Annotated in this window: 20 protein-coding genes; 15 read left to right on the top strand and 5 right to left on the bottom strand. The window is 67.0% G+C overall.

The genetic code is table 11. The features are described 5' to 3' along the window. Position 1: 1 nt before the first annotated feature. Complete coding sequence (locus AC3FOF_RS23180; protein ID WP_488727890.1) at positions 2-1,732, bottom strand: AMP-binding protein; 1,731 nt, start codon at positions 1,730-1,732, stop codon at positions 2-4. Between the two features lie 207 nt (positions 1,733-1,939). Here AC3FOF_RS23180 and AC3FOF_RS23175 point away from each other — a divergent pair, with 207 nt between their 5' ends. Further along, positions 1,940-2,635, top strand: a complete 696-nt coding sequence (locus AC3FOF_RS23175) for a TetR/AcrR family transcriptional regulator (RefSeq protein ID WP_017224200.1) — start codon at positions 1,940-1,942, stop codon at positions 2,633-2,635. A gap of 198 nt (positions 2,636-2,833) precedes the next feature. Then, positions 2,834-4,516 (top strand): long-chain fatty acid--CoA ligase, encoded by a 1,683-nt coding sequence (locus AC3FOF_RS23170; RefSeq protein WP_488727889.1) that lies wholly within the window; start codon positions 2,834-2,836, stop codon positions 4,514-4,516. A gap of 65 nt (positions 4,517-4,581) precedes the next feature. On the opposite strand, the gene AC3FOF_RS23165 is transcribed toward AC3FOF_RS23170, so the two are convergent. From AC3FOF_RS23165 to AC3FOF_RS23150, 4 genes are all read right to left on the bottom strand, one after another. After that, on the bottom strand, positions 4,582-5,031 hold the full coding sequence (locus AC3FOF_RS23165; protein WP_488727888.1) for a hypothetical protein: 450 nt from the start codon (positions 5,029-5,031) through the stop codon (positions 4,582-4,584). Further along, a complete protein-coding gene (locus tag AC3FOF_RS23160; RefSeq protein WP_017224203.1) occupies positions 5,028-5,546 on the bottom strand; it encodes a MarR family transcriptional regulator in 519 nt (172 codons plus the stop codon). The genes AC3FOF_RS23165 and AC3FOF_RS23160 overlap by 4 nt, the downstream gene beginning before the upstream one ends. A 68-nt stretch (positions 5,547-5,614) precedes the next feature. Then, positions 5,615-6,625: a Bug family tripartite tricarboxylate transporter substrate binding protein gene (locus AC3FOF_RS23155; protein WP_276263886.1), complete on the bottom strand. Its 1,011-nt coding sequence runs from the start codon at positions 6,623-6,625 to the stop codon at positions 5,615-5,617. 88 nt (positions 6,626-6,713) lie between these two features. Next, a complete protein-coding gene (locus AC3FOF_RS23150) occupies positions 6,714-7,814 on the bottom strand; it encodes a porin (RefSeq protein ID WP_017224205.1) in 1,101 nt (366 codons plus the stop codon). 340 nt (positions 7,815-8,154) lie between these two features. Between AC3FOF_RS23150 and coq7 the strand changes: the two genes are divergently transcribed. From coq7 to AC3FOF_RS23085, 13 genes are all read left to right on the top strand, one after another. Next, positions 8,155-8,778, top strand: coding sequence for a 2-polyprenyl-3-methyl-6-methoxy-1,4-benzoquinone monooxygenase (coq7, locus tag AC3FOF_RS23145; RefSeq protein WP_276263887.1), 624 nt, complete (start codon positions 8,155-8,157; stop codon positions 8,776-8,778). 479 nt (positions 8,779-9,257) lie between these two features. Continuing rightward, positions 9,258-9,686 carry a division/cell wall cluster transcriptional repressor MraZ gene (gene mraZ, locus AC3FOF_RS23140; protein WP_017225818.1) on the top strand — a complete coding sequence of 143 codons (429 nt, stop codon included), beginning with the start codon at positions 9,258-9,260 and terminating at the stop codon, positions 9,684-9,686. Between the two features lie 7 nt (positions 9,687-9,693). After that, a complete protein-coding gene (rsmH, locus tag AC3FOF_RS23135) occupies positions 9,694-10,689 on the top strand; it encodes a 16S rRNA (cytosine(1402)-N(4))-methyltransferase RsmH (protein WP_035809324.1) in 996 nt (331 codons plus the stop codon). Beyond that, positions 10,686-11,009 (top strand): cell division protein FtsL, encoded by a 324-nt coding sequence (ftsL, locus tag AC3FOF_RS23130; RefSeq protein WP_017225816.1) that lies wholly within the window; start codon positions 10,686-10,688, stop codon positions 11,007-11,009. The genes rsmH and ftsL overlap by 4 nt, the downstream gene beginning before the upstream one ends. Then, complete coding sequence (locus tag AC3FOF_RS23125; RefSeq protein ID WP_017225815.1) at positions 11,006-12,820, top strand: peptidoglycan D,D-transpeptidase FtsI family protein; 1,815 nt, start codon at positions 11,006-11,008, stop codon at positions 12,818-12,820. Before ftsL ends, AC3FOF_RS23125 begins: the two co-directional genes overlap by 4 nt. Then, positions 12,817-14,364, top strand: coding sequence for a UDP-N-acetylmuramoyl-L-alanyl-D-glutamate--2,6-diaminopimelate ligase (locus AC3FOF_RS23120; protein WP_488727887.1), 1,548 nt, complete (start codon positions 12,817-12,819; stop codon positions 14,362-14,364). Before AC3FOF_RS23125 ends, AC3FOF_RS23120 begins: the two co-directional genes overlap by 4 nt. Continuing rightward, a complete protein-coding gene (locus tag AC3FOF_RS23115; protein ID WP_276269373.1) occupies positions 14,361-15,779 on the top strand; it encodes a UDP-N-acetylmuramoyl-tripeptide--D-alanyl-D-alanine ligase in 1,419 nt (472 codons plus the stop codon). The genes AC3FOF_RS23120 and AC3FOF_RS23115 overlap by 4 nt, the downstream gene beginning before the upstream one ends. A 75-nt stretch (positions 15,780-15,854) precedes the next feature. Then, positions 15,855-17,024, top strand: coding sequence for a phospho-N-acetylmuramoyl-pentapeptide-transferase (mraY, locus tag AC3FOF_RS23110; protein ID WP_017227540.1), 1,170 nt, complete (start codon positions 15,855-15,857; stop codon positions 17,022-17,024). Positions 17,025-17,093: 69 nt separating this feature from the next. Beyond that, on the top strand, positions 17,094-18,620 hold the full coding sequence (gene murD, locus AC3FOF_RS23105) for a UDP-N-acetylmuramoyl-L-alanine--D-glutamate ligase (protein WP_488727886.1): 1,527 nt from the start codon (positions 17,094-17,096) through the stop codon (positions 18,618-18,620). Further along, positions 18,617-19,858 carry a putative lipid II flippase FtsW gene (gene ftsW, locus AC3FOF_RS23100; protein ID WP_017227541.1) on the top strand — a complete coding sequence of 414 codons (1,242 nt, stop codon included), beginning with the start codon at positions 18,617-18,619 and terminating at the stop codon, positions 19,856-19,858. The genes murD and ftsW overlap by 4 nt, the downstream gene beginning before the upstream one ends. Further along, the gene (murG, locus tag AC3FOF_RS23095) at positions 19,855-20,925 is read left to right on the top strand and encodes an undecaprenyldiphospho-muramoylpentapeptide beta-N-acetylglucosaminyltransferase (protein WP_017227542.1); all 1,071 of its coding nucleotides are present in this window, start codon (positions 19,855-19,857) and stop codon (positions 20,923-20,925) included. Before ftsW ends, murG begins: the two co-directional genes overlap by 4 nt. Before the next feature lie 12 nt (positions 20,926-20,937). After that, the gene (murC, locus tag AC3FOF_RS23090; RefSeq protein ID WP_017227543.1) at positions 20,938-22,377 is read left to right on the top strand and encodes a UDP-N-acetylmuramate--L-alanine ligase; all 1,440 of its coding nucleotides are present in this window, start codon (positions 20,938-20,940) and stop codon (positions 22,375-22,377) included. Further along, positions 22,374-23,357: a D-alanine--D-alanine ligase gene (locus AC3FOF_RS23085; protein WP_488727885.1), complete on the top strand. Its 984-nt coding sequence runs from the start codon at positions 22,374-22,376 to the stop codon at positions 23,355-23,357. Before murC ends, AC3FOF_RS23085 begins: the two co-directional genes overlap by 4 nt. Positions 23,358-23,405 lie beyond the last annotated feature (48 nt).

Here is a 23,405-nt window from a genome sequence, read left to right as displayed (position 1 = left end):
CTCAGCCAAGCCGCTCGGCCAGCGGCGCCAGATCCTGCTTGCGCACCTTGCCGGTCGCGGTCAGCGGCAGGGCGTCGACGATATGCACCAGCGGCACCTTGTAGACCGCCATATTGGCGCGGCACCATTGCACCAGCGCCGCGTCGTCGACGGTGCCGGCCGCCTCGGGCTTGAGCATGACGAAGGCCACCGGCAACTGGCCGCGGTCTTCATCGGCCCGGCCCACCACGGCCGAGCCGAGAATGGCCGGATGCTGGCCCAGCAGCGCTTCTATCTCGGCGGGGAATACGCTCATGCCGTTGACCTTGAGCATCTCCTTGCGCCGGCCGAGGTAGTGGATATAGCCATGTTCGTCGATCGAACCGATGTCGCCGGTGTGGAACCAGCCATCGCGCATCGATTCGCGCGTGGCGTCGGGTTTGTTCCAGTAGCCCTTGAGCAGGGTCGGCGTGCGCACGCACAGCTCGCCCTCGGCGCCCGGCGGCTGCAGCGCGCCGCTGTCGAAATCGCAGATCTTGAACTCCGTGCCCGGCACCGGCAGGCCGACGAAGATGGGCTGGGCACGCAGGTCCAGGTCATCGTCCTGCATGCCGTAGGTGAAGGTGTTGCAGGTCTGCGTCTCGGTCATGCCCCAGGCGCTCTCGGCGATGATCGATCCGGTCAGCGCCTGCCAGGCGCGGCGGTAGGGCAGGTTGAGCTTCTTGACGAAGGATGACACGCCCACATAGCGCAGCGAGCGCAACCGGTATTGCGCGGCGCGTGGATGTTCCATCACCTCGACCGCGTTGTCCACCAGCATCGAGGCGTTGGTGACGCGGTAGCGCTGCACTGCCGCCATGAAGGTTTCCGGGTCCCAGCGCGCCAGCAGCACCAGCGGGATGCCGAAGAAGGCGGGGAGGATCAGGCAGAGGTTCTCGCCGGCGATCCAGAACTCGGGGAAGAAGCCGAGCATGACGCTGTCGTCGGCGATTTCCAGCGAGACGGCGCCGAAGGCCGCTGCCATGTCCACCATATCGCCCTGGGTGTGGATGCACCCCTTGGGCAGGCCGGTGGTGCCGCCGGTGTAATTGAGCGCGGCTACCGCATCGAGCGAGGCCGGCGTGGCGGGCACGGCATGCGTGCAGGCGCCCATGGCGGGCAGCAGGTCGATGGCATGGTCGTCCGCGTTGCAGAGGTAGCGCGGTGCCTGCACCATCGGCGGCAACGGCAAGGTCGGCTCGGCCGGCAGCATGTCGGCGAAGCTGGTGACGAACAACAGGGCAAGCGGATCCTGCGCGCCGAGCGCTGCGCGCGTTTCCCGCACCAGGGGCACCAGCTGGTCGAGCGCGATCAGCGCGCGCGGCGTGCTGTCGGTCAGCGCATGCTGCAGCTCGGCGCGCTGCGAGAGCGGGCTGACCGGCACGTAGACCGCGCCCAGCTTGAGGATGCCGAAGAATACGATATGGAACTGCGGGCAATTGGGCATCAGCACCGCCACCCGGTCGCCGGCGCCGATGCCGTGCGCCGCCAGCAGCGCCGCGCAGCGGTCGCTGTACGCATCGAGCTGGGCATAGCTGGTTTCATGTCCATAGAAGATCACCGCGGTGCGGTCGGGCCGGGTGCGGCCCCAGTGTCTCAGCATTTCCGTGAGCGGCTGGCGCCCGAGCGGGTATTGCGGGGAACGCGGGGTACGGCCGGGCCAGGCGCGCCGCCAGCGCGCGTGCAGGTCGGCCAGGTAGGCGGTCTCGTCCATGGGCGGTGTCTCCTTGCTGGTGGGTCGCCATGCCGGCTTGGGCTGACGTTATTTACTCTTTGGTATATTTACTTACCATTGGGTATGATCGTATTGGCATTGCCTTCATGCGTCAAGCTGCCACGATCGGCGGCAAGTCGCAGGCATTGGGTGACTGGAGTGACAGCCAGGCCTTCCCGGGGCCCGGCGCCATGCGAGAATCGCGTCATGCCGACTGCACAGAAAACCGCTTCCGCCACCGAGGGCATCAAGGCCCTCGGGGCCGGGCCCGAAATCCCGCCGGAGACCGCCCCGGATGCCGTCCCTGCCCGCTCGCATATCGCCGAGCGACAGGAGGCGCGCCGCCGCCAGATCCTCGATACGGCAGCCCAGCTGTTCTATACCAAGGGCTATCCAGGCATGACCATGAACGACCTGTGCCGGGCGCTGGGCGTGACCAAGCCGGCGGTCTATTACTATTTCACCGACAAGTACGAAATCTTCGATATCCTGTGCCGCGAGTCGGCACAGTCCTGCCTGCCCGTCATCCGCGAGACCGCCGACCCGGCCCTGCCGGTGCGCGAGCGGCTGCATGCCTGCCTGCTGGAAATGGCGCGGCGCTGCATTGCCTGCTACGTGCCGGCCACGCTCAGCTTTCGCGACAACCAGTACCTGCGGCCGGAAACGGTGGCATGGCTGGGCACCATGGCGCGTGCCTTTTACCGCGACCTCTATGCCTTGCTGGAAGAGGGCAAGCGCACCGGCGTGTTCAGCTATGGCGATGCGCGCGTGACCGCGCATGCGATCGGCAGCGTGGTTGGCTTCATGTATACCTGGCACGAGCCCGGGCGCATGGACGCACAGGCACTGGCACAGGCGCTTGCCACCAATATGATGAAGATGGTGCTGCCGGTGAGCGCGTAGCGTGATCTTCGGCAGCATGGCCGCCTCCGTCAGGGGGGCTAGGGGAATTCCCGAGTCCATTACGAACTGTGCGTTAAACTTCACGTCGTGGCGGGATCAACCTCCAGAGGACTTCATCTAACGTGTTGTCTTAACCGGGTCGCGCGTTTAGCATCTGTCGAAAATCGAACGACCATTCAGAAAATCAGGAGACGGTGCATGGAAAGACTGTGGCTGAAGCATTACCCGGCCGGCGTACCTGCCGAGATCGATAGCAGCCAGTTCCGCTCGCTGGCCGATTTGCTCGAGGCGTCTTTCCGCACTTATGCCGATCGCCGCGCCTTCGTCTGCATGGACAAGTCGATTACCTACGGCGAGCTTGACCGTCTCTCGAAGCAATTTGCAGCCTGGTTGCAGTCGCGCGGGCTCAAGCCCGGCGCGCGCGTGGCCATCATGATGCCCAATGTGCTGCAATATCCGGTGGTGCTGGCCGCGGTGCTGCGCGCCGGCTTCGTGGTGGTCAACGTCAATCCGCTCTACACGCCGCGCGAGCTCGAGCATCAGCTCAAGGACAGCGGGGCCGAGGCCATCGTCATCCTGGAAAACTTCGCCACCACCCTGCAGCAGGTGCTGCCGGCCACACCGGTCAAGCATGTGGTGGTGGCCAGCATGGGCGACCTGCTGGGCGGCCTCAAGGGTGCCATCGTCAATTTCGTGGTGCGCAACGTCAAGAAGATGGTGCCGGCCTGGGAGCTGCCCAACTGCGTGCGCTTCAATACCGTGCTGGCGGAAGGCCGTGGCATGCAGCTGCAGCCCACCGCCACGGGGCCCGACGATGTTGCCTTCCTGCAGTACACCGGCGGCACCACCGGCGTGTCGAAGGGCGCGGTGCTGCTGCACCGGAACATCGTCGCCAACGTGCTGCAGTCCGAAGCCTGGATGCAACCGGCCCTGGCCAAGGGCGCGCCGATCGACCAGGTGATCACCATTACGGCGCTGCCGCTGTATCACATCTTCGCGCTGACGGTCTGCTGCCTGCTCGGCATGCGCAACGGCGGCATGAGCGTGCTGATCCCCAACCCGCGCGATATCCCGGGCTTCATCAAGGAACTGCAGAAGTACAAGTTCCATATGTTCCCGGCGGTCAATACGCTGTACAACGCGCTGCTGAACAACCCGGAGATCGACAAGGTCGATTTCTCCGGCCTGCGCGTGGCCAACGGCGGCGGCATGGCAGTGCAGGAAGCGGTAGCCAGGAAGTGGCTGGCCAAGACCGGCTGTCCGATCATCGAGGGTTACGGCCTGTCCGAGACCTCGCCGTCGGCCACCTGCAATCCCACCGATACCGATGCTTTTTCCGGCACCATCGGCCTGCCGATACCGTCGACCGAGATCGCCATCCGCGACGACGACGGCCGCGACGTGCCGCTCGGCCAGCCCGGCGAGATCTGCATTCGGGGTCCGCAAGTGATGGCTGGCTACTGGAATCGTCCGGACGAGACCGCCAAGGTCATGACGCCCGACGGCTTCTTCAAGACTGGCGACATCGGCGTGATGGACGCGCGCGGCTACACCAAGATCGTCGACCGCAAGAAGGACATGATCCTGGTGTCCGGCTTCAATGTGTATCCGAACGAGGTCGAGGGCGTGGCTGCGGAGTGCCCGGGCGTGCTGGAGGTGGCGGCGGTGGGCGTGCCCGACGAGCATTCGGGCGAGGTGGTCAAGCTGTTCGTCGTCCGCAAGGATCCGGCGCTGACCGAGGCTGAACTCATCGCGTTCTGCAAGGAGCGCCTTACCGGCTACAAGAGGCCGAAGTATGTGGAGTTCCGCGGCGAGCTGCCCAAGACGAACGTGGGCAAGATCCTGCGCCGCGAGCTGCGCGACAGCCGCAAGGCGGCCTGAGCCTGCGTCAGTGAAACGGCCTCCCGCAAGGGAGGCCGTTGTCGTTTCGTGCCTGGATCAGGACTCTAGCATTCGCTGGATGGCGCGAGGCGGGGCTCGGGCGCGCCGTCGGGATAGATCATCCGCACGCAGGCGCCGGGTTCCAGTCCCGGCGCCGCCGGGCCGTCGACCATGGCGCCGGTGCCGTCCAGCGCGGTCACCTTATACCGGTACAGGTCGATCTGCGGCCGGGGCTGCGGATTGAGAAGCCGGTTCAGGTCGATGGCAAAACCCACGCCGCCGCCGCCGCCGCCCCAGCCGCCGCCGGCGGCGGCCACGCCCACGCCAGTGCCGGCGACGCCGCCATCCGGCACGTCGATCCGGCCCACCGGGGTTTTTTCACTGATGCGGCCGAGCTTGATGGTGACGTCGAGCGGCGTGATCCGGGGTTGCACCGGCGAACTCTGGCAAGCCGCGGCCAGCAGCAGCGGAACCAGCGGCAGCAGCGCCGCGAGCGAACCCGGGCGGACGCTCATGTGCTCACCAGCCCGGTTTTCAGCCGGCCCAGCAGGCGGAACAACGCCCGACGGTCGGTTTGCGGCAGGCCGCCGAACAGCTGTTCGATCCATTCCTCATGCGCGCGCGCCATTTTCGAGAATGCCGCGCGTCCGGCCGGCGTGAGCCGGATCAGGTAGGCGCGGCGATCGCTGGGCAGCGCCTCGCGCGAGACCAGGCCTTCCTGCTGCAACTGGTCGGTGATGCCGGTGACATTGCCGCCGGTGACCATCATGCGGCGCGACAGTTCGCCCATCTTCAGGCCCTCGGGATGGCGTTCGAGCTGGGCCATCAGGTCGAAGCGCGGCAAGGTGCAGGCGAAATCCTGGCGCAGGCGCGAACGGATGTCGGATTCGACCAGGTTGGTGCAGGTCAGCAGCCGCAGCCACAGGCGCAGGGCGTCGTGGCCGGCATCGTCGTGGCCGGTTTCGAGGTCGACCGGCGCGTCTTCGGCGCCGGCCTTGGTGGTGGCCTCGGCGGCAGGGGGATTGGGCATTGCGGCACGCAGTTGTTTGATGTCTCAAGTATATGCGTTCGCATGCCACCACGGGCTGGTGCGGCGCCTCAATCTACCTTGGCGCCGGAATCCTTGACCACCTTGGCCCACTTGCCGTGCTCGGCGCGGATGAAGGCGGCGAACTGCTCGGGCGTATTGCCGACGGGCTCCGCGCCCTGGGCCTGCATCTTTTCCCGCACGGCCGGCGTGGCAAGCGAGCGGGCCACCTCCTGCTGGACGCGCGCGACGATGTCGTGCGGCGTGCCTGCCGGCGCCAGCAGGCCGAACCAGGAACTGGCCTCGAAGCCGGGCAGGCGGCCGGCTTCGGCAACGGTAGGAACGCCAGGCAAGGCGGGCGATGGCTTGGCGCTGGTGACCGCCAGCGCCTTGAGCTTGCCGCCCTTGATCAGCGCCATCGACGAAGGCAGGTTGTCGAACATCAGCTGCATGGTGCCGCCGGCCAGGTCGGTCAGCGCCGGGCCACTGCCCTTGTAGGGGAAATGGACCATATAGGTATGGGTCTGGGTCTTGAACAGCTCGCCCGCGAGATGGATCGAGGTGCCATTGCCGCTCGAAGCCATATTGAGCTTGCCGGGGTTGGCGCGCGCATAGGCGGTCAGGTCGGCGACGGTGCCGATCCGGTTTTGCTGCGCGAAGGCGGGGTTGACCACCAGCACGTTGGGCACCGACGCCACTTCGGTGATGGGCGCGAAGTCCTTGATCGGGTCGAACGGCAGTTTGCCGTACAGGGACTGGTTGATGCCGTGCGTGCCCACCGTGCCCATCAGCAGCGTGTAGCCGTCCGGCGCGGCCTTGGCGACCAGGTCGGCGCCGATATTGCCACCCGCGCCGGGCCGGTTGTCCACCACCACGTTCCAGCCTTGCAGTTTCGACAGTTCCGCGGCCACCGCGCGGGCCAGGATGTCGGTGGTGCCGCCGGCCGGGAACGGTACCACCAGGCGGATCGGCTTGCCGGGGTAGGGGTCGGCGGCCAGCGCAGGCCCGGCTGGTGTGCCAAGGCAGGCGCCGGCGAGGGTTGCAAACAGCAGGTGGGTGGCGCGGCGGCGGTTGCGGTGCATGGGCGGTCTCCTGGTGGGGCGGCAGCGGCACAGGCTGCAAAACCAAAAAGGCACCCGAAGGTGCCTTTGCGAAGCAGCGCGGATGCGCTTAGAACTTGTGGCGGATACCCACGCCGGCGCCGAGCATATTGGTCTTGCCGGCGCCAAGCGCATAGCCGTTGGCAAAGCCGATTGCCGCGGTGTCGAGGTTCAGGCCGGCGTTCTTGGCGTACGCGGCGGTCAGGTAGACGTCGGTGCGCTTGGACAGGTTGTAATCGGCGATGAACGAGACTTGCCACGGATTCGGGACATTGACGCCGTTGAAGCTCTTGACGTTGTCGTAGTTGTACTGCAGCGTCAGGCCCAGCGGCGCGGTGACCTGGTAGTTGGCGCCGATCCAGTAGTAGTCGTCGCGCAGCACGCTGGCACCCGCGGAGCTCTTGGCCTGGCCCCAGCGATAGCCGGCCATGACCTTGGCCGGGCCGAAGGCGTAGCTGCCGGCGACGGCGGCCTTCTTGTAGGTGGTGGTGGTGCCCGCGGCAGCGCTTTCGGTGGGGTTGAACTGGTCGTAGGCGATGGTTGCGCCGAAGGGGCCGGCGGCATAGCCGACGCCCGCGCCATAGGCGGTGTCGCGGCGGAACTGGCCCGGGACTTCACCGTTGCCCGGTGCGCCGGCGCCGAACGACCAGTGGGCGATCGCGGTCACCGGACCGAACACGCCGGTGTACTTGACGGTGTTGTCGGAACGGAAGTTTACGCCAAGCTGGGCCACCACCGGCTCATACTGGGTGGCGTAGCCGCTGGGCGAGAAGTTGGCGAGCAGGTCGAACAGCGTGGTGTACTGGCGGCCGAGGGTGATGCGGCCGAACTGGGAGTTTTCCAGGCCGACATACGCTTGACGACCGAACAGGCGGCCGCCTTGCTGGATACTGCCGGTGTCCAGCGCAAAGCCGTTTTCGAGCACGAACAGCGCTTTCATCCCGCTGCCCAGGTCTTCCACGCCGCGCAGACCCCAACGCGAACCGGACAGGCCACCCGAGCTCATCCGGGTGACATTGCCCGAGGGGCCGTTGGTGCCGCTGACACTGGACATATGCGAGGCGAATTCGATGTTCATATCCGCCACGCCATAGAGCGTCACGCTCGACTGGGCCTGAGCAGCACCCGCAACAAGGCCAAGCGCAGCCAGCGCGAAAAGCGATTTTTTCATGCTCGATGATCTCCACGTAAGAATTATTGGTGGTCAGCGGCGAAACCTCCTGAGTCTCCATTCACCCGCTTACCCAACTTCGTCAGAAGTTGCCAAGTACTGTAACAAACCACCCTCGTTTCACAATCGGGTTGAGTGCCCTTGTCAGCTTTTCACAACTCAGGGTTTTGGAGTATCGGCCTCGGCCGGCGCGGGCCTGGCCGGGGCCGGGGGGGCAGCGGTGCGCCAGGCGGTCACGGTACAATGCGGGAAATCCCGAGGGTGGTTTGACACGTGCCGTGTCCTGTTTCGGCAGGCAAGCGTGGAACGCGCCCCGGGGCAACCACCAGTGCATGCATTCATGGATACCTTGATTCGCGAATTCGATGTGGCCTTGCGCGCGATCGCGGGCGTGACCCGTGCCAGCCGCGCCAACCCCGCCACGGAGCTTGCGCCCGACAGCGATAGCCTCGACCAGGCGCAGCGTGGCCATGTGGCCGGGCTCATGCGTATCAACCACGTCGGCGAGGTTTGCGCGCAGGCCCTCTACCAGGCCCAGAAGCTGACTGCCCGTACCGCGCCGGTCCGGGCGCAGATGGACCAGGCCGCGCGCGAGGAAGAAGACCATCTGGGCTGGTGCGCCGAGCGCTTGCGCGAACTCGGCTCGCGTCCAAGCTTGCTCAACCCGGTCTGGTATGCGGGCGCTTTCGCCATCGGCTGGGTCGCCGGGCGCGCCGGCGATCGCGTCAGCCTCGGCTTCGTGGCGGAAACCGAGCGCCAGGTCGAGCAGCACCTGACCGGCCACCTCGAACAGCTTCCCGCCGCCGATGGGCGGTCCCGCGCGATTCTCGAGCAGATGCGCGACGATGAGGTGAGGCATGGCGATGCCGCGCGCGATGCGGGCGGCATGCCGTTGCCAGCGCCGGTGCGCGCGCTGATGCGGGCGGCCTCGCGGGTGATGACCACCGCCGCCTACCGGATCTGACCGTCCGGCCGCTGCCCGGGCAGCGCGCGACAGCCCCGCGAAGACCGCCATCCCGGCCCTGGCGCGCCTGGCCGCGACGGGGCAAACCTCCCCCCGCGCCAGCGGGGTAGACGCCAAAACGTTGTATCCTTCCATCGGTCCGGCGCGGCCGGGTTTTGGGCAGTAGGCAGTTCCTCCCTCGGTTGTTCTCAGGTGGTTTCTCTGCTTTCCTCCATAAGATCTTCATTTCATTAGGGATTCACTTTTACGCTGCTTGAGGTGTGCACGCTAAGTCATTGTTCTGATTAAAAAAATCCGGTTTGTTGCCTTACGCCGAGCCTTGACCCGCCAAATTGCTTCCTCTAAAGTGGGAAATAGTGTGAGGAAGTGTATTTTTGTGTGAAAAGGTAGTCTGGCTATGGGATCATCGCCCAATGTCGGATTCGAAGGATTCACGCGCCAACCGGCAGTAAAGATGCCGGCGCGGACCGGGAGTTAGCTTGTTTCAGGGCGCATCGGCGCTGTCACTGGATGCCAAGGGCCGGATGTCGATTCCGGCGCGGCATCGTGAAGCGCTGCAACAGCAGGCCGAAGGCCGGGTTACGCTGACCAAGCACCCGGATGGCTGCCTGCTGCTGTTTCCCCGCCCGGAATGGGAAACCTTCCGTAACCGTATTGCGGCCTTGCCAATGGATGCGCACTGGTGGAAGCGCATCTTCCTGGGCAATGCCGCCGACGTCGACATGGACGGCGCGGGCCGGGTACTGATTGCCCCGGAACTGCGTAGCGCCGCCTTGCTCGACAAGGAAGTCATGCTGCTCGGAATGGGCAGCCATTTCGAAGTCTGGGATGCCGCGACCTATACCGCCAAGGAACAGCAGGCGATGGCGCAGGGCATGCCGGACGCATTGAAGAATTTCTCTTTCTGACGAGGTCATGAGCTCAACCCAAATGCCGGGGACCACCACCCTGCGCCATCGCACCGTGTTGCTGGACGAGGCTGTCGAGGCCCTGGTCTGGCGGCCCGACGGCGTCTATGTGGACGGCACCTTTGGCAGAGGGGGGCACAGCCGGGCAATACTGGCCCGGCTGGGGCCACACGGGGCGCTGGTTGGCTTCGACAAGGATCCGGCAGCAATCGCAGAGGCGGGCACCATCAAGGATGCCCGCTTCTCCATTGAGCACACCAGCTTCGCCGAGATGTCGGAGCGGCTGGCCGCGCGCGGCAAGGTGGCCGGCATCCTGCTCGACCTGGGTATCAGCTCGCCGCAGATTGACGACGCGCAGCGGGGATTTTCCTTCCGCTTCGAGGGGCCGCTGGACATGCGCATGGACACCACGCGCGGCATTACCGCCGCGCAATGGCTGGCGCAGGCGGATGAGCAAGACATCGCAAGGGTGATACGGGATTATGGGGAAGAACGGTTTGCTGTACAGATTGCAAAGGCGGTTGTTGCTCGCAGGAGCGAACCCGGCCATGGCGGACCTCTCACCACTACTGCCGAGCTTGCCGCGCTCGTGGCGAAAGCCGTCAAAACACGCGAGAAGGGTCAGGACCCTGCGACCCGCACCTTTCAGGCTCTACGGATTCACGTCAATCAAGAGCTTGCGGACCTCGAAAGAGGTCTGAGCGCGGCTTACGAGCTATTGCAGGACGGAGGGCGGCTGGTGGTGATCAGCTTTCATTCGCTGGAGGACCGCATCGTCAAGCGGTTCATGCAGGCGCACGCGCGTCCGCAGCAGGATGCCGATCCGGCCCTGCGCCGCGCCCCCCTGCGCGCCGACCAGTTGCCACAGCCGACGCTGAAGCTGCTGGGCCGGGTCAAGCCGGGCGCCGAAGAGATTGCCTCCAATCCGCGCGCGCGCTCGGCGGTGATGCGCGTGGCTGAAAAGCTGCCCGCCGTTTCGACCAGGCAGGCGGGCCGCGCATGAACCGCCTGACTTTCTTCCTGCTGGCTGCCCTGATGCTGTGCGCGCTCTCCCTGGTGAGCGCGCAGCACCAGGCCCGCACCCTGTTTGTCGCCGTTGACCGCGCCCAGGCGGAAGAAAAGCAGCTCGATATCGACTGGTCCCGGTTGCAGTACCAGCAGAGCTCGCTTGGCAAGAGCTCGCGGATCGCCGAGGCCGCGCGCAGCCAGCTGAAGATGACGCCGGTGCTTCCCGGCAGGACCCAATACCTGGCCGGCGTGGTGCTTGAAACACCGCCCGCCAGCGAGGCCGCAGCGGCAGCACCCGAGGGGAGTAAGCCATGACCATTGCACGGCCCTCGCAGCAGGCCCAGCGCGGCCAGCCGCGCGCCAGCAATTCGCGCCCCCGTTCCGGCCAGTTTGCCGCCAGCCCCGTGCTCGGCCTGCGCTTGCCGATGTGGCGCTCCAAGCTGGTGGTGTTCATGATGTTCGCCGCCTTTGTCGCCCTGGCCGGGCGCGCGCTGTGGATCCAGGGACCGGGCAACCAGTTCTATGAGGCCCAAGGCAAGAAGCGCGTCCAGCGTACGCTTGAGCTGCCCGCGACGCGCGGCAAGATTCTCGATCGCAACGGCCTGGTGCTGGCCACCAGCCTGCCCGTCAAGGCCATCTGGGCGGTGCCCGAGGACGTTCCCGACCAGATCGACGCGGACAAGATCCGCCAGTTGAGCAAGCTGCTCGATATGAGCGACAAGGAGCTGCGGCGCAAATTTTCCGAGGACAAGAGCTTTGTCTATCTGAAGCGCCAGGTGCTGCCGGATGCCGCGGACAAGATCGCCGCGCTCAAGATCGAGGGTATCCACCAGACCCGCGAGTACAAGCGCTTCTACCCGGAAGGCGAGGCCATGGCGCATATCGTCGGCTTCACCAACGTGGAAGACCGCGGCCAGGAAGGCGTGGAGCTTGCGCGCGAGGCTGTGCTCGCCGGCAAGCCCGGCGCGCGCCAGGTGATCAAGGACAGGCTTGGCCGCGTGGTGGAAGACGTGGGCATCCTCAAGACCCCGCGCGATGGCGAGGACCAGCAGCTCTCGATCGACGCCAAGATCCAGTACCTGGCCTACAACGCTGTCAAGGATGCTGTCGAGGCGAACAAGGCCAAGGCAGCCAGCGCCGTGGTGCTCGACGCGCAGACCGGCGAAGTGCTGGCGCTCGCCAACTGGCCCACCTACAACCCCAACGACCGCAGCCGCCTGTCCGGCGAACAGCTGCGCAACCGGGTGCTGACCGATAGCTTCGAGCCGGGCTCGATGGTAAAGCCGATCACCATTGGCCTGGCGCTACAGCTCGGCCGGGTGACGCCGACGACGGTGATCAATACCGGTAACGGCAAGTACACGTTCGAAGGCGCCACCATCAGCGACACCCATAGCAATGGGCCGCTGAGCGTGGCCGGCATCATCCAGAAGTCGAGCAATATCGGCACGGCCAAGATCTCGCAGATGCTCAAGGCACAGGAGATGTGGGACATGTTCACCAGCGTCGGCTTCGGCCAGGCGCCCAAGATCGGATTTCCCGGCGCGGTGGCCGGGCGCTTGCGGCCGGCCAAGAGCTGGCGCCCCATCGAGCAGGCCACCATGGCCTATGGCTACGGCCTGTCGGTCTCGCTGTTGCAGATGGCCCACGCCTATACCATCTTCGCGCATGACGGCGAGCTGATCCCGGTCACCATTTTCCGTACCAGCGGACCGGCTACCGGCGAGCGCGTGATATCGCCCGAGGTGGCGCGCCAGGTGCGCGCCATGCTCGAGACGGTGACCGCGCCTGGCGGCACCGCGCCCCAGGCGCAGGTGATGGGCTACCGGGTGGGCGGCAAGACCGGTACCGCCTACAAGCACGCCGGCCGCGGCTACGACCGCAGCAAATACCGCGCCTCCTTCATCGGCCTGGCGCCGATGTCGAACCCGCGCGTGATCGTCGCCGTCAGCGTGGATGAGCCCTCGGCCGGCAGTCACTATGGTGGCACCGTGGCCGGACCTGCCTTCGTCGCCATTACCGGCGGGGCGCTGCGTGCACTCAATGTGCAGCCTGACTCGCCGATCCGCCAACTGGTGGTGAGCGACAGGGTGCCGGAAAGCGAACCGTGGGGCGGACCCCAATGAGCCAGTCCTTGCTACCCCTTGAAATTGCCGCCCAGGCCAGCGACGCGCTGGCCTGGCTGCGCCTGCACGCTCCCGCCGGCGCCAAGCTGACCGGCGACACGCGCCGGCTGACCCAGGGCGATGTCTTCTTTGCCTATGTGCTTGGCAACCGGCGCCTGTCCACCGATGCGCGCCCGCATATCGCCCAGGCCATCGCCCGCGGCGCCAGCGCCGTGGTCTACGAGGCCGACGGCTTTGCCTGGCCGCACGGCGAGGCCGTGCCGCATCTTGGCGTATCCGGCCTGCACCAGCTCGCCGGCCCGATCGCGGCAGGCTGGTATGACAATGCCGCGCGCGATCTCGCGGTCACCGGCATTACCGGCACCAACGGCAAGACTTCGTGCAGCCAGTGGCTGGCGCGCCTGCTGCAGGCGGCGGGCCTGCGCTGCGCCACCATCGGCACGCTCGGCACCGGTTTCCCCGATGCGCTCACCGCCACCGGCTTTACCACGCCGGACGCGGTCCAGTTGCAGGACAGCCTGGCCGAGCTGAACGGCGCAGGCGCGCGTGCGGTGGCGATGGAGGTATCCTCGCACGGGCTGGAGCAGGGCCGCGTGGCCGGCACGCACTTCGCCGTGGCGGTGCTGACCAACCTGACCCAGGACCATCTCGACTACCACGGCACCATGGCCGAGTACGAGGCGGCCAAGGGCCGCCTGTTCCAGTGGCCAGGCCTGCGTGCCGCCGTGATCAACCGCGACGACGGCATGGGCCGGCGCCTGCTGGCCGATCCCCTGGCTGCGGCGCAGGTGATCGAATACGGCATCGACGGCGCCGCCGCTGCGGGCCGTCAGGGCGGCCAGTGGCTGCGCGCCAGCGGTGTGCGCGCTACGGCCGCCGGCACCGCCTTCCATGTGGATGGCAGTTTCGGCAGCGCCGACGTCAGCACGCCGATGATCGGCGAGTTCAATGTCAGCAACCTGCTCGCCGTGCTGGGCGCCGCGCTCGCCAACGGCATCGGCTGGGCGGCCGCCATCGACGCGCTGCGCGGGCTCAAGCCGGTCGACGGCCGCATGGAGTTGTTCGGTGGCAGCCACGGTGGCCAGGACGGCCCGCTGGCGGTGGTCGACTACGCCCACACCCCCGATGCCCTGGAGAAGACCCTGGCCGCGCTGCGCCCGGTGGCGCAGGCTCGCAACGGACGGCTGTGGTGCGTGTTCGGCTGCGGCGGCGACCGCGACCCGATCAAGCGTCCGCTGATGGGCGCGGTCGCGCAACGGCTGGCCGACCAGGTGGTCCTGACCAGCGACAATCCGCGTAGCGAAGACCCGCAGGAAATCCTGAACGCCATCGCCGACGGCATGGACGAGCGCGCCCGCGCGCACCTGATCGAAGACCGTGCCGCCGCCATCCTGTATGCCATCAAGCATGCCGCCGCGGCCGACGTGGTGCTGGTGGCCGGCAAGGGGCACGAAGCCACCCAGGAGGTGAACGGGCGCAAGCGGCCGTTCTCCGACCGTGAGCATGTCCGGCTGACGCTGGGCACGCGAGGGGTGTCGGCATGACTCAATTCACCATGACTGATCTGCAGCAAGCCGCCGGCTGGATCGCCGGCGCGCGTATTTCCGGGCCGGACGGCGCCGCCAGCCGTGTGTTCTCGCGCGTGCTGACCGACAGCCGCGCCGTACAGCCGGGCGACCTCTTCGTCGCGCTCAAGGGCGAGCGCTTCGATGCGCATGACTTCCTGGCCGATGTGGCGGCGCGCGGCGCCGCCGCGGTTGTCGTTGCGCGCGAGCCCGACGCCGCGCTGGGCATTCCCGCCATCGTGGTGCCGGATACCCGCCTGGCCCTGGGTCAGCTGGCCGCTGGCTGGCGCCGCCGCTTCAGCCTGCCCGCGGTGGCGGTGACCGGCAGCAACGGCAAGACCACGGTCAAGGAAATGATCGCGGCGATCTTTGCCGCGGCGGTGGGGGAGGGCGCACGGCTCGCCACCGGCGGTAACCTGAACAACGATATCGGCCTGCCGCTGACAGTGCTGCGCCTCAACGCCGCGCACCGGCTCGCTGTGCTCGAGCTGGGCATGAACCACCCGGGCGAAACCGTCTATCTGGCCGGCATCGCCCAGCCCACCGTGGCCGTGGTGACCAACGCTCAGCGTGAACACCAGGAGTTCATGGTGAGCGTCGAGGCGGTTGCCCATGAGCACGCGGCAGCCATCGCGGCATTGCCGACCGATGGCGTGGCGGTGTTCCCGCTCGACGCCGAAGGCGGCGGCGCGCATGCCGGCATCTGGCGCCAGGCCGCCGGCGCGCGGCGCGCGCTGTCGTTCGGCCTGGATGCGCTCGCCGATGTCGGTGCCGCTGTGCGCCTGGAAGACGGCGTGCAGGTCATGCAGGTGCGCGCGCCTGGCGAAGCCTTCGAAGTGCGCCTGTCGGTGCTTGGCACCCACAACGTGCGCAATGCCCTGGCGGCGATCGCCTGCGCGCTGGCCGCAGGCGTTGGCCGCGCGGCCATCCAGTCCGGCCTGGCCGGGTTCGCCGCGGTCAAGGGGCGGCTGCAGGTCAAGCATGCGCCCGGCGGCACGCTGGTGATCGACGACAGCTATAACGCCAATCCGGATTCGGTGCGCGCGGCGATCGACGTGCTGGCCGGCTTTGCCTCGCCGCGCCTGCTGGTACTGGGCGATATGGGCGAAGTGGGCGACCAGGGACCGGCGTTCCACACGGAGATCGGCGCTTACGCGCGCGCGCGCGGCATCGAGGCACTGTGGGCGACCGGCGCGGCCGTGCAGTACGCGGTGCAGGCATTCGGCACGCAGGGCGGCCGGCATTTCGCCGCGGCGGAAGACCTGGCCCGGGCGCTGATACAGGATGAAGGCGGTGCCGTGGCCAGGGCGAGCGCGGTGCTGGTGAAGGGATCGCGATTCATGCGCATGGAACGGATGGTGGATGCGCTGGTCGCAATCACTCCCGCGCAGTAATCGTTATCAACAGTTAATCAAGCAATCGGATAGCCCGGCCCCCCGGGTGGTTGTTGAAAGGAATACGGAAACACGATGTTATTGGCTCTGGCCCAGTGGCTGCAAAACGACTACAGCTTCCTGCGGGTCTTCAACTACCTGACCTTCCGCGCGGTGATGGCCAACCTCACCGCGCTGTTGATCGGCCTCGGCCTGGGGCCCTGGGTGATCCGCAAGCTGACCGAACTGAAGATCGGCCAGGCGGTGCGCACCATCGGCCCGCAGTCCCATCTGGTCAAGGCCGGCACGCCCACCATGGGTGGCGTGCTGGTGCTGGTGTCGATTGCCATCTCCACCTTGCTGTGGTGCGACTGGGGCAACCGTTTCATCTGGGTTGTCATGCTGGTGACCCTGGGCTACGGCGCAATTGGCTGGGTGGACGACTACCGCAAGGTGGTCTATCGCGATCCGCGCGGCATGTCGAGCCGCGAAAAGTTTTTCTGGCAGACCCTGATCGGCCTGGTGGCCGCGGTCTACCTGGCTTTTTCGGTCTCGGAAAGCAGCAATGTGCGGGTGTGGGACCTGTTCCTGGGCTGGGTCGAAGGCGGCCTGTCGCTCGACATGCCCTACAAGTCCAACCTGATCGTGCCTTTCTTCAAGGAAGTGAGCTATCCGCTGGGCGTAGCCGGCTTCATCGTGCTGACCTACCTGGTGATCGTGGGCTCGAGCAATGCGGTGAACCTGACCGACGGCCTGGACGGGCTGGTGATCATGCCGGTGGTGCTGGTCGGTAGCGGGCTGGGCGTATTCGCCTATGTGATGGGGAGTTCGGTCTACAGCAAGTACCTGCTGTTCCCGCATATCCCCGGGGCGGGCGAGTTGCTGATTTTCTGTTCCGCGCTGGCGGGGGCGGGCCTGGCCTTCCTCTGGTTCAACGCCCACCCGGCCCAGGTTTTCATGGGCGACGTTGGCGCACTGGCGCTGGGCGGCGCGCTGGGCACGGTGGCGGTGATCGTGCGCCAGGAAATCGTGCTGTTCGTGATGGGCGGCATCTTTGTGGTGGAAACCCTGTCGGTGATGCTGCAGGTAGGCTGGTTCAAGATCACCAAGCGGCGTTATGGCGAGGGGCGGCGATTGTTCAAGATGGCGCCGCTGCATCACCACTTTGAATTGTCGGGCTGGAAGGAAACGCAGGTGACGGTGCGCTTCTGGATCATCACCATGCTGCTGGTGCTGATCGGGCTGTCGTCGCTCAAGCTGCGCTGAAGCCGCGCGGAAGTTGCGTAGAACCGGCGCGTACGCATTAACCCAGGAATAGATAAGGCGGGAATCGAAGTGTTTGGCGAGTTGCAAAAACCTCATGTGCTGGTGCTGGGCCTCGGCGAATCGGGGCTGGCGATGGCGCGCTGGTGCGGCCAGTATGGCGCGCCCGTGCGCGTTGCCGACACGCGCGAGGCACCTGCCAACCTGGTCTTCCTGCAGGCCGAGCTGCCCTCGGCCGAGTTTGTGGGTGGCGCCTTCTCCGAAGCGCTGCTGGACGGCGTCGGGCTGGTGACCATCAGCCCCGGCCTGTCGCCGGCGCAAAGCGCTACCGCCGCGCTGCTGGCGGCGGCGCGCGAGCGCGGGATTCCCGTGTGGGGCGAGATCGAGCTGTTTGCGCGGGCGCTGGCACACTTGCAGGCCGAATCGGGCTATGCCCCCCGGCTGCTGGCCATTACCGGCACCAATGGCAAGACCACCACCACCGCGCTGACCGGGCGCCTGGTGGAGCGTGCCGGCAAGAGCGTGGCGGTGGCGGGCAATATCAGCCCGTCGGCGCTGGACAAGCTGGCCGCCTGCATCGCCTCGGCCACCTTGCCCGAGGTCTGGGTGCTGGAGTTGTCCAGCTTCCAGCTCGAGACCACGTACACGCTGGCGCCGCATGCCGCCACGGTGCTCAATATCACCCAGGATCACCTGGACTGGCATGGCAGCATGGAAGCCTATGCCGCCGCCAAGGCCCGCATCTTCGGCCCGGCGCCGGCACCGGGCGAGCCTGCCTGCGTGCAGATCCTGAATCGCAACGACCGGCTGAGCCTCGAGATGGCCCGCGCGGATGCCGCGCCGGTGACGTTCGGCACCGACCTGCCCGAGGTGCCGGGCAGCTTTGGCGTGCTGCGCGAGGGCGGCATGCCCTGGCTGGTGGTGGCGGAGCCCGACAGCGAAGCCGAAAGCGAGAACAAGCCGCGCCGCCGCAAGGCCGCGGCCGCCGAGAGCGCGCAAGCCGTGCCGGTGCGCCACAAGCGCCTGATGCCGGCCGATGCCCTGCAGATCCGTGGCATGCACAATGCCACCAACGCCATGGCCGCGCTGGCGTTGTGCCGTGCCATCGACCTGCCGCTGAACGCCCTGCTGCATGGCCTGCGCGAGTACCGCGGCGAGCCGCACCGGGTGGAGTGGGTCGCCACGGTGGACGATGTCGAATTCTTCGACGACAGCAAGGGCACCAATGTGGGCGCCACGGTGGCTGCGCTGTCGGGCCTGGACAAGCGCGTGGTGCTGATCGCCGGCGGCGAAGGCAAGGGGCAGGATTTCTCCCCCCTGGCCGCTCCGGTGACGCAGTACGCGCGCGCCGTGGTGCTGATCGGCAAGGATGCCGGCGAGCTGCGCCGCGCGCTGGAAGGCACCGGCGTCACGCTGGCCGACGCCGCCACGCTGGAGCAGGCCGTCACGCTCGCCGCCAGCGCCGCCCAGGGCGGCGATGCGGTGCTGCTGTCGCCCGCCTGCGCCAGCCTCGACATGTTCCGCAACTATGTGCACCGCGCCGAAGTGTTCCGCGCTGCGGTGGAAGAGCTGGCGATGTCCAGGGGGATCCTGCCATGAGCGACGCACAGGTCAAGCGCAGCGGCTTCATCGGGGCCACCATCGGCAACGCGTGGGGCGGATTGCGCGATGCGGTGTCGGGCGTCAAGCCGACCCGCTCGCGCATGATGGAATACGACCAGCCACTGCTGTGGGTGTCGATCGTATTGCTCGCGCTCGGCCTGGTGATGGTCTACTCGGCCTCGATCGCGCTGCCGGACTCGCCGCGCTACGCCAACTACCGCGAGAGCCACTTTCTCGCGCGCCATGCGTTTGCGCTGTTCGTCGGGCTGTCCATGGGACTGCTGGCCTTCCAGATCCCGGTCAAGTTCTGGGACAAATACGCGCCCAAGCTGTTCGTGATCGCGCTGCTGTTGCTGATCGTGGTGCTGGTGCCCCATGTCGGCAAGGGCGTCAACGGCGCGCGGCGCTGGATCCCGCTCGGCGTCATGAACTTCCAGCCGTCGGAGCTGATGAAGCTGGCGGTGGTGCTGTACGCCGCCAACTACACCGTGCGCAAGCAGGAGTGGATGCAGAACGTGGGCAAGGGCTTCCTGCCGATGGGCGTGGCGGTGGTGGTGGTGGGCATGCTGCTGCTGCTGGAGCCCGATATGGGCGCCTTCCTGGTGGTGGCCACGGTGGCGATGGGCATCCTGTTCCTGGGCGGTATCAACGGCAAGCTGTTCGCCGGCCTGGTCGGCGTGGCGGTAGGCGCGTTCGCGCTGCTGATCACGGCGTCGCCATGGCGGCGCGAGCGGATCTTTGCTTATCTCAATCCCTGGGAAGAAGCCAATGCGCTTGGCAAGGCCTACCAGCTTACCCATTCGCTGATCGCCTTCGGCCGCGGCGAATGGGCTGGCGTGGGGCTAGGCGGCAGCATTGAAAAGCTGCACTACCTGCCCGAGGCCCATACCGACTTCATCCTCGCCGTGATCGGCGAGGAATTCGGTTTTGTCGGCGTGCTGGCGGTGATCGTACTGTTCTACTGGATCGTGCGGCGCTCCTTCGGCATCGGCCGCACCGCGCTGCAGCTCGACCGTACCTTTGCCGGCCTGGTGGCCAAGGGCATCGGCGTGTGGATCGGCTGGCAGACCTTTATCAACATGGGCGTGAACCTGGGCCTGCTCCCCACCAAGGGGCTGACCCTGCCGCTGGTGAGCTACGGCGGTTCGGGCATCCTGATGAATTGCGTGGCGCTGGCGATCCTGCTGCGGATCGATTACGAAAACCGGGTGCTGATGCGCGGAGGGAAGGTATGACCGCACAGCGCACGCTGCTCGTCATGGCCGGCGGCACCGGGGGGCACGTCTTCCCCGGGCTGGCGGTCGCGCGCGTCTTGCGCGAGCAGGGCTGGCGGGTGGTGTGGCTGGGCAACCGCAGCGGTATGGAAGCCACCCTGGTGCCCAAGTATGACATCCCGATGGAGTTCATCCAGTTCGGCGGGCTGCGCGGCAAGGGGCCGCTGACCAAGCTGCTGCTGCCGCTGAACCTGCTGCGCGCCTTCTGGCAAAGCCTGCAGGCGCTGCGCCGGGTGCGGCCCAATGTGGTGCTGGGCATGGGTGGCTATATCACCTTTCCCGCCGGCATGATGGCCTCGCTGCTGGGCCGGCCGCTGGTGCTGCATGAGCAGAACTCGATCGCAGGGCTGGCCAACAAGGTGCTGGCCAGGGTGGCGGACCGGGTGCTGTGCGCCTTTCCCAATGCCCTGCCCGACAGCGAGTGGACCGGCAACCCGGTGCGGGACGAAGTGGCGCACATGCAAGCGCCCGAGCTGCGCTACGACAGCCGCAGCGGCCCGTTGCGGCTGCTCGTTGTCGGCGGCAGCCTGGGCGCCGCGGCGCTCAACGAGGTGGTGCCCAAGGCGCTGGCGCTGCTGCCGGAAGCGCAGCGTCCGCTGGTGAAGCACCAGGCCGGCGCCAAGCAGATCGACACGCTGCGGGCCAATTACCAGGCCGCCGGCGTGGCGGCGGAAGCATTGCCCTTTATCGACGACATGGCCACGGCCTACGCCGAGGCGGATCTGGTGATCTGCCGCGCGGGCGCGATGACCGTGTCGGAAGTGGCGGCGGCAGGCGTGGCGGCACTGTTCGTGCCCTTCCCGCATGCGGTCGACGACCACCAGACCACCAACGCGGAATTCCTGTCGAACCAGGATGCCGCCTTGCTGGTCCAGCAGAACGAACTGACCGCGAGCGGGCTGGCGCAGACGCTGGCCTCGCTGTCGCGGCCCCGACTCAAAGCGATGGCGCATCAGGCGCGCGGTCTCGCCAAGCCGGAAGCCACCCGGCGCGTGGCGGAGATCTGCAGCCAGATGGCCAGGGACTGATACAACGGATTCATGAAGCACATCGTCAAAAACATCCACTTCGTAGGCATCGGCGGCGCCGGCATGAGCGGCATCGCCGAGGTGCTGCTGAACCTGGGCTACAAGGTCTCGGGGTCCGACGTGGGCAGCAATGCCGCCACGCGGCGCCTGGCGTCGCTGGGCGCGACCGTGATGCACGGCCACGACGCCGCCAACATCAACGGCGCCAATGCCGTGGTGGTATCCACCGCGGTTGCCGGCGACAACCCAGAAGTGCTGGCCGCGCGCGCCAAGCGCATCCCGGTGGTGCCGCGCGCGGTGATGCTGGCCGAACTGATGCGCCTGAAGCAGGGCGTGGCTATCGCCGGCACCCACGGCAAGACCACCACCACCAGCCTGGTGGCATCGGTGCTGGCCGAAGGCGGGCTCGATCCCACCTTCGTGATCGGCGGCCGCCTGAATTCGGCGGGCGCCAACGCGCGCCTGGGCACGGGCGACTTCATCGTGGCCGAGGCCGACGAGTCGGATGCCTCGTTCCTGAACCTGTTCCCGGTGATCGAGGTCATTACCAACATCGATGCCGACCATATGGACACCTACGGGCACGATTTCGCCCGGCTCAAGCAGGCGTTCGTGGAATTCACCCAGCGCCTGCCGTTCTACGGCATTGCGGTGCTGTGCGTGGACGATCCCAACGTGCGCGAGATCATGCCCTTCGTCTCCAAGCCGATCGTGCGCTACGGCTTTGCCGAGGATGCCCAGATTCGCGCGGTCAATGCGCGTGCCGTCGACGGCCAGATGCACTTCACCGTGCTGCGCCAGCTCAACGGCCATGCCGAGGCGCCGCTGGACGTGGTGCTGAACCTGCCCGGCATGCACAACATCCAGAATGCGCTGGCGGCCATTGCCATTGCCACCGAGCTGGAAGTGTCCGATGCCGCCATCGTCAAGGCGCTGCGCGAGTTCCACGGGGTGGGGCGCCGCTTCCAGCGCTACGGCGAGGTGGCTTGCGCCAGTACCGGCGCGCAGGGCGAAACCCGCGGCGAAGGCACCTTCACGCTGGTCGACGACTACGGCCATCACCCGGTCGAGATGGCCGCGACGCTGGCCGCGGCACGCGGTGCATTCCCGGGGCGCCGGCTGGTGCTGGCGTTCCAGCCGCATCGCTTCACCCGCACGCGCGATTGTTTCGAGGATTTCATCAAGGTGCTGGGCACCGTGGATGCGCTGCTGCTGGCCGAGGTCTATGCTGCCGGCGAAGCCCCGATCGTGGCCGCCGACGGCCGCGCGCTGACGCGCGCGCTGCGCGTGGCCGGCAAGGTTGAACCCGTTTTTGTGGAGCAGATCGACGAAATGCCGCAGGCTATCCTGAACGCCGTCCGGCCCGGCGACGTGGTGGTGACGATGGGCGCAGGCACCATCGGCACCGTGCCCGGGCAACTGGTTTCGCAGCAGGCTGGGGGGCAGGCATGAGCTTCGTCGCCCATCCCAATATCGATCCGAAGTCGCTGGGCAAGGTTGGCGTGCTGCTCGGCGGCCGCTCGGCCGAACGCGAGATCTCGCTGTTGTCGGGCAATGGCGTGCTGGCCGCGCTGCGCTCGCGCGGCGTCGATGCCCATGCCTTCGATCCCGGCCTGCAGCCGGTGGCCGATCTGGCCGCGGCAGGCTTCGACCGCGTGTTTATCGCCTTGCACGGCCGTTATGGCGAGGACGGCACCATCCAGGGCCTGCTGGAGCAATTGGGCGTGCCCTATACCGGGAGCGGGGTGCTGGCCTCGGCGCTGGCCATGGACAAGCAGGCCACCAAGCGCCTGTGGATGACCCATGGGCTGCCCACGCCGCGCTTTGCCATGCTGTACGCCGATACCGATTTCGATGCCGTGGCCGCCGACCTGGGCCTGCCGCTGATCGTCAAGCCGGCGCGCGAGGGTTCGTCGATCGGACTGACCAAAGTGACCGAGGCCGGCCAGATGCGCGCGGCCTTCGAGAAAGCCGCGGCGCTGGATAACGACGTGATCGCCGAAACCTTCGTCGACGGCGCCGAGCTGACCTGCCCCATCGTGGGGGAGGGCGCCACCGCCGAGGCACTGCCGGTGATCCGCATCGTCGCGCCCGGCGCCAACTACGACTATCAGAACAAGTACTTCACGGACGATACCCAATACCTGTGCCCGTCGGGCCTGCCGGACGACGTGGAAGCCGAAGTCCGGCGCCTGGCCGTGCAGTCCTTCCGCGTGCTGGGTTGCCGCGGCTGGGCGCGCGCCGACGTGATGCTGCGCGCCGACGGCAAGCCTTTCCTGCTCGAGATGAATACCTCGCCCGGCATGACCGGCCATTCGCTGGTGCCGATGGCGGCGCGCGCGGTGGGCATCAGCTACGAGGATTTCGTCATGCAGGTGGTTGCGGCGGCCACGCTGGACCTGCATCCCAGCGCGGCCTGGAAACCAGACTGAGCGCTGACGGCGCAAAGATCGAGCAAGACACTGAACCCTGACTGACCG

The sequence above is a fragment of the Cupriavidus sp. 96C5-1 genome, assembly GCF_057798855.1.
This window is presented reverse-complemented; position numbering and strand designations above follow the sequence as displayed.